General features: G+C 52.9%; 13 protein-coding genes. 2 read left to right on the forward strand and 11 right to left on the reverse strand.

Going from position 1 to position 13,189, the window contains the following annotated elements; all coding sequences use genetic code 11:
• Positions 1 to 6: 6 nt before the first annotated feature.
• The 8 genes from ACHZB8_RS11095 to ACHZB8_RS11130 all read right to left on the reverse strand — a co-directional run bounded on the left by ACHZB8_RS11095 (position 7) and on the right by ACHZB8_RS11130 (position 8,117).
• On the reverse strand, positions 7 to 588 hold the full coding sequence (locus ACHZB8_RS11095; protein ID WP_316860335.1) for a hypothetical protein: 582 nt from the start codon (positions 586 to 588) through the stop codon (positions 7 to 9).
• Positions 589 to 903: 315 nt separating this feature from the next.
• On the reverse strand, positions 904 to 1,701 hold the full coding sequence (locus tag ACHZB8_RS11100) for an alpha/beta fold hydrolase (RefSeq protein ID WP_316860337.1): 798 nt from the start codon (positions 1,699 to 1,701) through the stop codon (positions 904 to 906).
• 208 nt (positions 1,702 to 1,909) lie between these two features.
• On the reverse strand, positions 1,910 to 2,779 hold the full coding sequence (locus tag ACHZB8_RS11105; protein ID WP_316860338.1) for a sugar phosphate isomerase/epimerase family protein: 870 nt from the start codon (positions 2,777 to 2,779) through the stop codon (positions 1,910 to 1,912).
• A gap of 32 nt (positions 2,780 to 2,811) precedes the next feature.
• On the reverse strand, positions 2,812 to 3,474 hold the full coding sequence (locus ACHZB8_RS11110; RefSeq protein ID WP_316860339.1) for a nucleoside/nucleotide kinase family protein: 663 nt from the start codon (positions 3,472 to 3,474) through the stop codon (positions 2,812 to 2,814).
• A 130-nt stretch (positions 3,475 to 3,604) separates the two neighbouring features.
• Positions 3,605 to 4,600, reverse strand: coding sequence for an ABC transporter permease (locus ACHZB8_RS11115; protein WP_316860340.1), 996 nt, complete (start codon positions 4,598 to 4,600; stop codon positions 3,605 to 3,607).
• Complete coding sequence (locus tag ACHZB8_RS11120) at positions 4,597 to 5,592, reverse strand: ABC transporter permease (protein ID WP_316860341.1); 996 nt, start codon at positions 5,590 to 5,592, stop codon at positions 4,597 to 4,599. The genes ACHZB8_RS11115 and ACHZB8_RS11120 overlap by 4 nt, the downstream gene beginning before the upstream one ends.
• Complete coding sequence (locus tag ACHZB8_RS11125) at positions 5,585 to 7,090, reverse strand: sugar ABC transporter ATP-binding protein (RefSeq protein WP_316860343.1); 1,506 nt, start codon at positions 7,088 to 7,090, stop codon at positions 5,585 to 5,587. The genes ACHZB8_RS11120 and ACHZB8_RS11125 overlap by 8 nt, the downstream gene beginning before the upstream one ends.
• A gap of 73 nt (positions 7,091 to 7,163) precedes the next feature.
• Complete coding sequence (locus ACHZB8_RS11130; RefSeq protein WP_316860763.1) at positions 7,164 to 8,117, reverse strand: substrate-binding domain-containing protein; 954 nt, start codon at positions 8,115 to 8,117, stop codon at positions 7,164 to 7,166.
• Positions 8,118 to 8,372: 255 nt separating this feature from the next.
• Here ACHZB8_RS11130 and ACHZB8_RS11135 point away from each other — a divergent pair, with 255 nt between their 5' ends.
• Positions 8,373 to 9,413: a LacI family DNA-binding transcriptional regulator gene (locus ACHZB8_RS11135; RefSeq protein ID WP_316860345.1), complete on the forward strand. Its 1,041-nt coding sequence runs from the start codon at positions 8,373 to 8,375 to the stop codon at positions 9,411 to 9,413.
• 27 nt (positions 9,414 to 9,440) lie between these two features.
• Here ACHZB8_RS11135 and fucK read toward each other — a convergent pair whose 3' ends face one another.
• Together fucK and ACHZB8_RS11145 are read right to left on the reverse strand one after the other, a co-directional pair.
• Positions 9,441 to 10,862: an L-fuculokinase gene (gene fucK, locus ACHZB8_RS11140; RefSeq protein ID WP_316860346.1), complete on the reverse strand. Its 1,422-nt coding sequence runs from the start codon at positions 10,860 to 10,862 to the stop codon at positions 9,441 to 9,443.
• 67 nt (positions 10,863 to 10,929) lie between these two features.
• Complete coding sequence (locus tag ACHZB8_RS11145; protein ID WP_316860347.1) at positions 10,930 to 11,655, reverse strand: DeoR/GlpR family DNA-binding transcription regulator; 726 nt, start codon at positions 11,653 to 11,655, stop codon at positions 10,930 to 10,932.
• A gap of 264 nt (positions 11,656 to 11,919) precedes the next feature.
• Between ACHZB8_RS11145 and ACHZB8_RS11150 the strand changes: the two genes are divergently transcribed.
• Complete coding sequence (locus tag ACHZB8_RS11150) at positions 11,920 to 12,570, forward strand: L-fuculose-phosphate aldolase (RefSeq protein ID WP_316860348.1); 651 nt, start codon at positions 11,920 to 11,922, stop codon at positions 12,568 to 12,570.
• A 92-nt stretch (positions 12,571 to 12,662) separates the two neighbouring features.
• On the opposite strand, the gene ACHZB8_RS11155 is transcribed toward ACHZB8_RS11150, so the two are convergent.
• Complete coding sequence (locus tag ACHZB8_RS11155; protein ID WP_316860349.1) at positions 12,663 to 13,172, reverse strand: hypothetical protein; 510 nt, start codon at positions 13,170 to 13,172, stop codon at positions 12,663 to 12,665.
• Positions 13,173 to 13,189 lie beyond the last annotated feature (17 nt).

A 13,189-nucleotide genomic window follows, 5' to 3' on the forward strand; every position in this document is an offset into this window, starting at 1 on the left:
GATGCCTTAGAAATGGGTCGGCAAAAACCAGGCATAAAGCACAAGGCCGATCGCGCCAGCCAGAATACCGAAGAAGAACCACCAGACCGCCCCCACGCCTTCTCTTTGCCGTTTGGCCTTGCGTGCATCTTCCGCAGCTTTCGGATTGATTGCCGTTTCAGACATTTTACTGAGCAGATAGTCCGACTCCATCGCCTTCTCACGCTCGATGATACGCTCCGCAAGATAATGCGTAACGGAATCGGCGACATCATCGACATCCTGACTTTCCGCCAACACAACCCGACCAAGCTTGGTATCCTTCAGAAAACGATAGGTTCGCTTGTCGCGAGCCATTTCCACGAAACTTGTAATATCGACCCAGAAGCGCGGTTTACGGCCCGGAATGATTTGCAAGGTGAGCATTTCCATATCGTCAGGCATTTCCTTGACGACATCTTCAAGCGCCTCATTAAGGATTTCCAGTCTGGCCCGTTCGGTATCCCCAAGCTCGACGACGACGCTGTTCTGCTCTACATCAGCGATGCGAACTTCGCGAATGGCGCGACCAAGACTCCGAGCCTGCTCTGATTTAATTTGCTCATCCATTCCGAAACACCGTCCATTTACCCAGCCCTGAAGAGCAAGTCATCGACAAGCCTCAGGCTTCACACTGCTTGGCCAGGACATCGTTCAAGCAATCGTCCCATCTCGTACCACTTGTGCACGAAGCATACGCCCTGTCACCAAAAAGAAGACACGCTTCAATATAGGCTCAGAGATATAATTAAGCAAATGTTAACAGGGAGGCATGGCAGAACATGGTAAATTCGGCGAGCCCACCTTTACCCGCATAAATGAGAGCAGACATAACAGCACACCCTCATGAAAGGGTGCAGAACAGCGACAGATCAGATTTCCTTTCTATCGCCCCGCCCTGACATTCTGCCGAATGAGCGCCAGTGTCGCGCGCGGTCTTTCCAGATGCACCATGTGACCGGCATCCCCGAATAAATGAACCCCGAACATCTCCGGCAGCTCATAAACCTGCGACACCGGGATCACCCGGTCCTTACGGCCCCACAATATCTTGAGAGGAAAGGGCAACGCGGCAATTTCCTCAAGGGGCAACCGCTTCTGACCTGTCCCGTCAAGAATGGCATCAACGGTCTTGCCCAAAGCTGCCAACGCATCAGGCTGGCGCCGATAGGATGCCACATGGTCAGCAAGAGCACGTGGCATCCTGAAGGCCGGGCCAAAAAACTGCTCCAGCAATATGGAGATGGCATTGACGTCTTCAGCGACTGCATAACGTCTTAGCAAAGCCTGATTGATTTCAACTCCGAATCCGCCCGGAGACAGAAGACACAAGGATTTCACCAGGTCTGGACGCTTCAGCGCAAGAATGGCAGCCGCCGCACCGCCCATGGAATGGCCGACAAGATGAACCTTGTCCATTCCAAGAGCCTCAATCTCCTTAATGACAGCCTTGGCCGCGACAACGGCATTGCATGTTTCGGGATACTGAAGCGAGCCGCCATGCCCCGGCAGATCGAAAGCGATGCTGCGCATTGAGCCGGCCAATCCGACCTGAAGATTGGTCCACCCAATCAAGTCACCGGCAAAGCCATGGAGAAAAAGGACCGTCTCCTCAGCCTCCTCAGGCCCCATGGCAACAAAATTCAGCCTTGCTCCATTCTCGCCAGCATCTTCAGAAGTCATAGGGCACCATCAACCTGTCCATTATCGAGTTGCAGGCAATAGTCCCAGATTCTCGAAAAGTTACAACCATTGAAATGGAATAAGGAAGGAAACGGGATGGCGGGTATGTGATGGGTTCTAGCGAATAGGCGGATGCTTGCCGCCCGAATGGCACTCACAAGGAGCACCAGGACTTCGGACGGCGAGCCACTTTCTCGCCTTGACAGCCTCAACCTTGGAGAACGAAGCGGGAGAAATTCAGAGACTCCCGAGCATCATCATCCATCTTCTGCTGATCGGCATTATTGCTGAGATCGCGCCAGACACGAATATCCTTGCCAACCTGACCACCCGATTTCACAAAGGGCTCCATGACAACGGCACCCGTATAGTTGACTTCACGCAGCGCGGTTCCGATCTCATGCCAAGGCAGACGCCCCTTGCCGGGCACGCGCCGGTTTGCTTCCCCCGTATGGAAATGACCAAGAAGTGGCCCGGCTGTTCTGATGGCGGCACCAAAACTGTCTTCCTCGATATTCATATGGAAAGTGTCGAGCATCACCTTGACGTTTGACTTGCCCGTTTCCGTGACGAATTTGACACCCTCTTCTGCGGTATTGATCACATGATTTTCAAACCTGTTGAGAACCTCGATGCACAGATTGATGTCGAGATCAGCGGCAAAATCAGCAAGGCTGGCAATGCCTTCAACACCCCGTTTCCAATCCTCGGTCTTGTCGAGAGGCTTGTTGAAATCAACCGGCCAATAGGAATGCAGCGCTCCGCCGATAATGTGAATGTCAAGCTTGGCGATATTTTGCAGCGTTTCCTCGAAAAAGGCCCGCCCTGCCTTGCGCACATCCGCGTCCGCAGAAGACAGGTTGCAGGCTTCCGAAGGCCCTAGACCTGCGGTCAGGAGTATGCCGTTATCACGCGCGCAACGACCAATCTCATCAAGATGAGAGGCACTGTAATTGTTCAAATGATGCGCGGCAATTTCAATCACATCAAATCCGAGCTTGGCCACCCGCTCAACATATGGAAGGCAATCCGCACTCCATTCTTGTTCCCAGTAGGAATAGTAAATACCAAACTTCATCTGCTTCTCCTTATGATCGGCAATCCCGGCCGTTATTGCTTTTGTTCATGCTTATGTGCGTTGAAAATGACATCTGCGGACCTGCTGCCATGCATGACCAGTTGCCCATTTGGCAGGTCGTTCCCTTCCAGTTTGTGCAGGATCTCACGCTCGCTCAGCCCCAGACGGGTCCATCTTTGACGCAAGCGGCAACGCAATTCCTCTTCAGGAACCTCGACAAACACCGTGAGATCAAAAAACGGAGCAAGGTCTTTCCAGGGGCTTTGATCGAGCAGCAGATAATTGCCTTCGACAATGACCAGATCGACATCGCTCGCAATGAGACGGGCACTGCCTCGGGAAATCTCCAGCTCGCGATCAAAGACCGGCACAGCGATATTGGCCTCTGAACCCTCTCTCAGACGGCCCAGAATGGAGCGCAAACCGCCAACATCAAATGTGTCTGGTGCCCCTTTCCAGGGCAGCCGCTCCATTTGACGCAAAACCGCGTCATCGAAGTGGAACCCATCCATTGGCAAAATGGCAATCCGGCCCGGATAGGCTTGATCAAGCTTATTGAAAAGAGCGTCTGCCGTCGTGCTTTTTCCAGATCCCGGCGCACCGGCGATAGCCAGAAAAACCCGTTTTCCGCTCTCTTTCATCGCCTCACTGGCAATTGTCACAAGATCGGCAAGACGATCAATATTCCTAGGCATTCTTACGATCACCCTTTTCAATTCCGGTCCAGCTTTAGAAAAGGGATGCAGAAGAGCATCTGAGCGCTTTTCGGCACCACGAATATGGCCGCTGAATGAATCCAGCGGCCACGGTGAGTGAACTCTCTGTTCAGGTCTTCCTCACATAACTTGCAAAGGTCCGCACAAGATCCGAGCGCATGACCATGACCGCAATCAGGAAAAGCCCCCAAACCGCTGTTGCAAGATGCTGATTGGCCCCAATCAGGTTGAGCCCTGAGGACAAGATCTGAAGAATGAAGAGAGAGATGATGACCGGTACAACCCGACCCTTGCCACCGAATGGATCGATCCCGCCAAGGAAGCAGGCGAGCACCGTAATCAGCAACAAGGCCTCTCCATGACCGACACGCACCGAATTGAAGCGAGCAGCCATCAGGATCCCGGCAACTGAGCACAGCAGACCTGAAAGGGTGTAGATCAAAACGAGTGTACGCTTGGTATGAAGCCCGGCATATTCAGCCGCCAAGATATTGGAGCCGGTCATATAGACCGAGAAGCCATGTTTGGTGCGCTTGAGCAGAATATGCCAGATGACGGCAACAATCCCGAACAGGATAAGCGGCACCGGAATGTAGAACAACGTCCCATGCCCGATCACGCGCATGTAATCAGGGAATCCCGAGATATCACCGCCTCGCGTCAGAAACTCGCCCAGCCCTTGCAGGAAGACCATCATGGCAAGCGACACCAGAATAGGATGCGCTCCGACATAGGCAATGATCACCCCGATAACGGCACCTGCCAAGAGCCCCACAAGCATGGCTGCAAGGCATCCCAGGATGAAAGCGCCGATCCCGGCATCAGGACCACCAAACTGGATGAGAATCCAGGCGAGGGTAAGCCCCGACATATTTGCCGTGAACACCACCGCAAGGTTGAACCCTCCCGAGACGATTGGAGCCAGCATTGCGAGCGTCAAGAGCCCGAGCAGGGGCATCTGGAACCCCATACTTTCCAGATTGGCCATTGTCAGGAATTTGGGCGAGGAAAAGCTGAACGCAACAGCAACCACGATCAGGATCACAGACAGGCCCGAAGTTTCAGAGCCCAGGTTCTGCAAAAAGGCAAATCGACTATTTTTCATTGTCCACGCTCCTGACGACGCCCGGTCAAATCCGAGAAATTCATGTTCGAAGTTGAGATCGCAACAACGATCGCAGCACCAATGATCATCTGGAATGCAAACGGTGAAACACCGAGCAGGTTGAGGCCATTCTGGGTGACCGCAACAAACATCACACCCAGAATGCAGCCAAGGATCGACCCCTTGCCACCGCCGAGCCGGGCTCCGCCCAGAACAACCGCCGCAAGCACATCCATATTTCGGGTAAAGAGTGCATTGGGCACGACTTCCTGAACGATGTTGATTTGCATCAGCCCCGCAATACCGGCCATCAAACCCATCCAGCCAAAAGCAATTGCCTGCATGGCTGCAAGATTGACCCCGGCCCGCCTGGCACCTTCGGGATTGTCACCAAAGGCATAGAGCTGACGCCCGAGATTGGTGCGACGGATAAGAAACCATGTGGCAATGACACAGACCAGCATGACCCCGACAGAGAGATTGAGCTCGGCCCAGGATCCATCCGCTGCCTGATGTTCGAAAATGAAGATACGGTCCGTCACCCAGTCGGGCAGATCATAGATCGAGCGTCCCCGCGTGAAGAACATCAGAAGCCCGAAAAAGGCGTTGTATGTTGCAATCGTCACAACAATCGTGACGATATTGAAGGTATGGATGAGGATCATGTTGATGAGCCCCAGCCCAATCCCGAGCAGGCCGCAAATCAGGAAACCGAGAACCCAGTTGCCGCCCCCCATACTGAACAGCAGCTCCATGCCGACATACTGCACGACAGACGATGCCACAGCGAAGGAAATGTCGATCCCGCCAGCGATCAGAACAACCAGAAGGCCGACAGCCCAAATCAGGTTGATTGCATTGTTGTTCAACAGCGAAGTCAGATTGCTCAGCGTAAAGAAAGTATCAGTGCTGACAGACAACCCGATGCAAATCAACAACAGCACGACGGCAATACGAAGTTCGATTTTGTTGTCACGAATAAAGCTACGCATAGATCCGTTCCTCAAGCTGATGCACGGTCACGTCATGTGGATTATATTCCGCCACAATCTGTCCCTCTGCCATATGAAGGATACGATCTGCGTGGAACATCACTTCTGTCACCTCATCGGAGATCAGAAGGATCGCCAGACCATTTTCCGCCAAATCACGCACGATTTTGAAAATACCGGCACGCGCACCGATATCGACACCGACCGTTGGACTGTCCAGAATGAGCAACCGGGGCTCCGTGGCAAGCCACTTGGCCAGAACGACCTTTTGCTGGTTGCCACCTGACAGGCTTGAAATGGGATCATCCTGATGCCCGATCTTGACTCCCAACTCGTCAATCCATTTGGAGACAAGCTCTTCCTTTTTTGCAAATGAAAGCAGTGGGAAGCGAAAAAGCAGCTTTTGCAAAACAGAAATGACCGTATTGTCGCCGATAGACTGCTTTTGAAGCAATCCAAGGGTAAGACGATCCTCCGACACATAGGCAAGCCCCTTGCTGATGGCATCGCGTATGGAGGAAGGTTTGTAAGGAGTATCATCGAGTTTCATGGATCCGGCACTAGCCGAGCGCATTCCCATGAGAACATGCGCCAATTCGGTTCGACCCGAGCCGATGAGCCCGGTCAGACCGACCACTTCACCCGCGTGGATCTTGAAACTGACATCTTCGAAATCGCCAGGTCTGCTGAGACCACTGATTTCGAAAACCGGTTTGGCCGCGCTCATGTCACGTGCATTGACCTCATGCTCGATCAGCTTGCCGGTCATCAATTCACCGAGATGGGCCTGGGTCATCCCTTCGGTTTTATAGACACCAACAAGTTTGCCATCGCGCAGAACCGTGACGCGAGACGCAATATCGAGCACCTCTGCAAGACGATGACTGACAAACACCACCGCGACACCATCAGCGGACAATTTGCGAACGATCTCGAGCAATTTGTCTGTCTCTGACTTCGTTAGCGATGCGGTTGGTTCATCCATGAAGATGAGGCGGGCGTCATTCATCAAAGCCCGAGCGATCGCAACCACCTGACGTTGCGCGATTGCCAGATCTTCCAACGGTCTGGTCAGATCGATTTCCACGCCAAGACGCTTGAGAACCGCAGCCGCCCTCTCCCCCATCTTGCGAGACTGCAACGGGCGAAGCTTGAGACCGACCATATCGTCGAATGTAATATTGTCCTGAACACTCATGTGAGGGAACAACGCCAGATCCTGCCAAATGACAGACACACCCAAGGCACGCGCCCTGGTTGGCGAAATGGTAGTGAGTTCTTCGTCAAAAAGTTCGATGAGATCAGCCCTTTCGGGTTGATAAACACCTGTTATGACTTTGATAAGAGTGGACTTGCCGCATCCATTCTCTCCGGCGAGGCAATGGACTTCACCTGCCAGAACTTCGAAATCGACATTATCAAGCGCTTGAAGTCCGCCAAACGCCTTGGATACGCCTTTCAGGCGCAGAGCAAATTGCTCCGTGTTGGCATTCGTCATTTTTTGGAACCTTCGAGATAATTGGCGTGCGAACGTGAGTTCGCCAGTCCGCACGCCAGCTGGGAGGATTGGATTACAGGCCCATATCGGCCAGTCCGTCCACGGTATCGTCGTTCACTTCAAGCAGGTTGTCAGTGATGATGTCACGACCTTCGAAGTCAGGATTGATGACACCAAGGCCAGGGATATCAAGGCCTGCCTTGATTTCTTCGCCATTGGCGAGCATTTTGCCCATGGTCACGAAGACTTCACCAGCCTGTGCAGGGTTCCACATAAAGCCACCGGTCAGAATGCCTTTATGAACCATTTTGCGGCCCTGGCCCGGAGAGAATGGACCAAGCACAAAGATTTCGCCGGTTTTGCGGCGTTCTTCAATCGCACGGGCAGCACCAATCGGTCCCTGGCTACCGAATGCCAAGAAGCCTTTGAGGTCCGGATTGGCAGCAATGAGATCAAGCGCGGTTGAGCGGCTGTCGTCAACATTCTCCGCAACGCCATAACGTTCGCCGACCAGTTCAAGGTCAGGTCTGTTGGCTTTCATCCAAGCGATTGCAGCATCAGCCCATGCATTATGCAATGGAACAGTCAGGGAACCGACATAAACAGCATATTTGCCTTTGCCAGGAACTTTTTCTGAAAGCAATTTGGCGTGAGCCTCACCAAAGCCTTTGGCAGAAGCCAATTCGAAGTTCCAGTCAACATTTTTCAGGCCCGGGCCTTCATGCGAAATGACCAGGATGCCAGCGTCGAGCGCTTTTTTCAGAACAGGTTCCAAAGCGGATTCGTCATTTGGCACAACGCCAATCACATCCACGCCCTTGGCGATCAAATCTTCAATAGCCTGAACCTGAAGTGCAGGGTCAGCGGAAACCGGACCGATCATTTCAGCGTCGACGCCGATTTCGGCAGCGCGTTTCTTGATGCCCATTTCCATGGCATTGAACCAAGGAATACCACCGATCTTTACGACAACCCCCATTGTAGGTTTATCGGCAGCCCCTGCGGCGCTGACCACGCCTACAGCCATAGCGATGCCAGCGATGCATCCTATCAGTTTGTTCTTCATAGTTTCCTCCCAAGGAATAAGTAATTTCCCTTAATGCGATCGTATAATCGCAATCGATTGTGCAATTCGAAACATCGATAACAAGCCAATGTTTAGCTTGTTTTGCTCGAAAAACTTTATCTTCCTGCACAATCGATATTTCACATGAAGCCAAAAATGAGCTAGGATGTCAATATTGTTTTGATTGCAATCGTATTTAAGGCTAAGAAGTCAGACATGAAACGCACGCCTAAAAGAACAATCTACGACATTGCACGCGTCGCCAAGGCCTCCCCCTCAACCGTTAGCGCGGCCTTGAACGGCACATGGAAAAACAGACGGATAAGAGCAGAAACAGCCGAGAGAATTATCGAAATTGCGCGAGAATTCGGCTATTCAACGAATCTGCAAGCCAGGGGCCTGCGCACGGCACGTTCCGGGCTCACGGCACTATTGATGCCTGACTACAACCGCTTTTTCTCAAACCTCGCCGAGGCCTTTTCCACAAAGGTCAGACAAAAGGGACTGTGCCCGGTCATCGTATCAACCGACCGCGACTATGACGAAGAAATCACAACGGTTGAAAAGCTCGCATCCTACGCAGTCGACTCGCTTTTCGTGGCAGGTGCCGCCTGCCCGGAAGAAATCAGCCAATATTGCCACAAGGCCCATATCGACCACGTCTTCATCGACCAGCCCTGCTCACTCGCCCCCTCGGTTGTCACCGACCACAAGAACGGCGCACGCATCCTCACAGAAGAGATGCTGGCGACAAGACGGGAAGTCGGCGACAAAGAACGGGACAGGCCCTACTTTCTAGGTGGTGACTGCCACTTGCCTGCAACAGCCCAGCGCATCGAAGGGTTTCGCGATATCGTGCAGCAACAGCTCGGCGAATTCCACGACGATCAAATCTTTGCCAACAGCTATAACCCAGACTATGCCGAAGAGCAGATCCGCGCCCTTTACGACCGTCTGGGTGGCCTGCCAAGTACCCTGTTCGTCAATTCGATTTCATCCTTCGAGGGAGCCTTGCGATTCTTGCTGACAATCCCGGAAGAAGAAGTCAAAACCTGCTCTTTCGGCTGCTTCGACTTTGAGCCCTTCGGCAAGCTCCTGCGCTTCCCGGTTCACATGATCAGGCAGCGCCACAACGTCCTGATGGACCAGGCCTTTGCCTTGCTCGAAGACAAGGCCGAGCCGGGAACCCTGATCACGATCAAACCCGAGCTTTACAGTGCCCGCGACAGCAACAGCAATATCATCATGAAAAAATGACCTGATCGAGCAGGCCATTTTCAGTAGTCAGTTCTTGTCCTGTGGCATAATCACGTGACATGGAGGACTGAAGGCATCCCGTGCCTCATCCGCCGAGGCATAAAGACCAGCACCCGTGAGCGCAAACATCGACGCTCCAAGCACAGTCGTTTCAGGTTCATCCAAGACATTGATGGGAATTCCAAGGGCATTGGCCTTGAGCTGGGTCCAGAACTGATTGCGCGTTCCGCCACCGACCATGGTCAGTTGTGAGGCCTTGAAATTGCCCACCTGTTCCAGAATTGCCAGACCCTTCTTCAACCTTGTCACCATACCATTGAGCGTAGCCCGCAGCAGGATCCCCCGATCAACATCAAGCGAAAGCCCGGAGATAACCCCCCGCCCGACCAGCATGTCAGGATCAATGATCACTCCGTTACAATCCTCGGGAGCCGCCATCGCTTCCCTGATCATGCTCTCATAAAGCTCAGCCCCCGAAAGTCCGGGATAAAGAAGCCTCGCGAACCATTCGATCACCGCAGAAGCAACATATTGATAGCCAGGATTGAAATAGCCTTTGCAAACATCCCACTCACACGTGAAGGGCTCTTCGAAAAACTCTTTTGACGGTATGTCGATACTTGGACACCGCGCCATCAGAATTTCCCAGGTCCCCGATGACAGAACCGGCTGCTCTGGCGTAGCCCCGGCACCAAAAATGGCGAACTGCGTATCATGACCGGCAGAAATCACCGGCGTCCCGGAAAGAAGCCCCATCGCATCGGCGCTTTCCTTGAGAAGAGGACCAACGACCTCACCGGGGAAAATTGTTTCGGGAAACAGCGAAGCGTCGATTCCGACCGCATCGAGAATCTCTTCGCTGAAATCCTGAGTTTTCAGATCCGTCATCTGCGATGTACCGACAAGAGTGGCATCATTACTCAAGCGCCCGGTCAGGCGATGAGTAAAAAGGGAACTGACAAACAGAAAATGCCGGGCATTATGCAGAATTTCGGGATGATGCTCCCGGAACCAGATAAATTTATTCAGGGTATTGAAGGAGAAATGACCGACACCGCTAATCTCCGTCACCCGGTGGGGATCAATATACCGCTCCATATGCGTTTGGGATTCTATGGTGCGCGTGCATTTCCAGCTGATCACCGGATAGATCAAGTCTCCCGAAGCACTCAGAAAAGTACCATCGCCGCCGAAAGTCGTCACGGTTACCGCACGGATTCGCTTTGCCGATATCGTATCGGTCACCTGCCTTGCGCAACGGAAAAGCTTTTCGCACAAGCCTTCGAAAGACCAGTAATGCCAGTCTTCATGTCCAGGCTCGGAAAAGGTGGCATTCTTTTCAGTGGCGCGCGCAATCACCTTTCCGCTTTTGCTGACAGCGATCGCCCTGACATTTGTACTTCCGCAATCCAGCACGAGGACGGCATCTTCCTCCAGTTCCTCCCTCATTTCTCCCCCTCTCTTTTTTCGATAAACCTCTTGAAACAAGTGTATTTTCCAAAATCACCCGACCTGATCAGGCATCGCGATGCAGCCCCCCATACACCCCATCTTCATCCACGCGGCAGTGAATGAGGCTGCTCTCGTTGATCAGAATGAATCCACCGCGCCCAACCTTGCTCTTGTCACACAGAAGCGCATGCGTGCGTGTAGAGCGCAGCATCGCTTTCTTGACACCCGCATTGAGATCATTGCTATCCCAGGCACCACTTTCGGGCAGATATCCCGCGCAGGAGAGGAAACAGATATCGGCATGAAAATCGAGAATATGACTGACCGTTATAGATCCCAGAAAGGCACCATATTTCTCGAAATATCTCCCTCCGATACCGATGACCTTGATATTCGGCTTCTGTACCAGATCAAATAGAATACGCACCGAGTTGGTCATCACGGTCAATGGCATATCGGGCAAGGCACGGGCCAGATACCAACAGCTGGAACTGGGGTCGAGCATCAGCTTGTCCCCTTCCCGAACAAGCCCGACGGCATGTTCGGCCATCTTCATTTTTGCATCGGTATTCTCAGACTGGCGCGAACCGAAGGCCAGAACCTCATCATTGTCGAGCAGGGAACAGGCTCCACCATGAATGCGCCTGAGATATCCCGCCTCCTCCAGACTGCGCAAATCTCGCCGGATGGTCTCCACCGCCACGCCAAACTGCTCTGACAAATCAGCGACACTGACAGACCCCAGATGATCGACTCGATTCACAATGGCTTGCAGGCGGCTTGGCAACATAGGCTTCTCTAAACGGTCAAAATCGGACCAAAACAGATAGTGGACATGGCTTTCTTCATCCATCACACTGCCAGCAAAAGCAGGATCATTCAATTGGAGAAAGGTAATAGTGGCAAATAATTACCAGATTTGGCGGAAAATTCGCATCAATTCTCACATTTTCCAGAAGTCCCAACCAGACAAGCAAAACCTTGCGCCCAACCGTCACCAGTGATAAAACGGGCATGAACGGGCAAGTCCAAGCCTTTGTAATGAGGAACCATCATGCGCGACACTTTAGAAATTCGGCAAAGCATCATCGACGCCTGCATTGAAATGAATGCATCGGGTCTAAACCAAGGCACTTCGGGAAACATCAGCGTTCGGTGCGAAAACGGCATGCTGATCACGCCATCGGGCGTTGCCTACGATCAAATGAAGCCTGAAGACATCGTTTTCGTCAGCAATGACGGCGAATATGGACAGGACCAGGTACCGTCCAGCGAATGGCGCTTCCATCTCGTCTCTTACAAAGTGAGACCGGATGCCAACGCGGTGGTGCACAATCATGCGATCAATGCGGCAACAGTCGCCATCCTCAACCGTCCGATTCCCGCCATTCATTACATGGTAGCGGTCGCAGGCGGGCATGACATCCCATGTGTCGACTATGCCACCTATGGAACACAAGCCTTGTCGGATCTGGTTGCTGGGGGTCTCAAAGACCGGGCAGCCATTCTCCTGCGCCATCACGGCATGATTGCAACCGGCGACAGCCTCGCAAAAGCAATGTGGCTCGCAATCGAAGTCGAAGCCCTTGCCAAAATGTATCTGAACCTTCTTCAGATCACCGATCAGCCACCATGCCTGCCTGACAAGGAAATCGATATCGTTCTTGGCAAGATCCAGAATTACGGCCTGAGAGAAAAAAGCTGATCGCGCAACGCCAATCATGACGCACAAGGAAAAGCCTGCCGGTTCACCGAGACCGACAGGCTTTTCATATTTGGAAGGTCTGACGCCAATCGCTAACGATCGGCAAAAAAGTCCAGAAGCAAGACAACAGCCGTGAGCAACAGCACGCCATAGATGACATAGGAAGCATACCTGTTTCGTCGATATGCCTTGCGCCTCTCTTCCTCAGAAAGGAAAAGCTCAGCTTCAATCTCGACGGCCGCAGGCACCCCCTCAAACTGCCCGACAACAGCCATCGACCGATGCGCGAGCGGCGACCCGTCCCATAGAGCAACAGCGCCGGGCAGGACAAGCAACAACAGCGCAACAAGATTGCCGGGACCATCAAGCAAAAAAGCCAACACCCCGCCTGACAGGACCAGCGCGGCCCCGGAAAATGCCTGAACCCAGCGACTGCGTTCCGACTCGATCAATATCTGATAGCCGCAAAAATCACAGCAAAACAGAAAACGGACAGCCTGCCCGCCCCAACTGCCACCCCGCGTCGCCCTCTGCGCCTTGAGACCCGCCTCGTGACAGTGTGGACAACGCCGTATCTCTTGCGGCAAATGAACAATATCCATCTCGCTTCCCTTGCAAT

This window comes from uncultured Cohaesibacter sp., assembly GCF_963556055.3.
Lineage (GTDB): Bacteria > Pseudomonadota > Alphaproteobacteria > Rhizobiales > Cohaesibacteraceae > Cohaesibacter.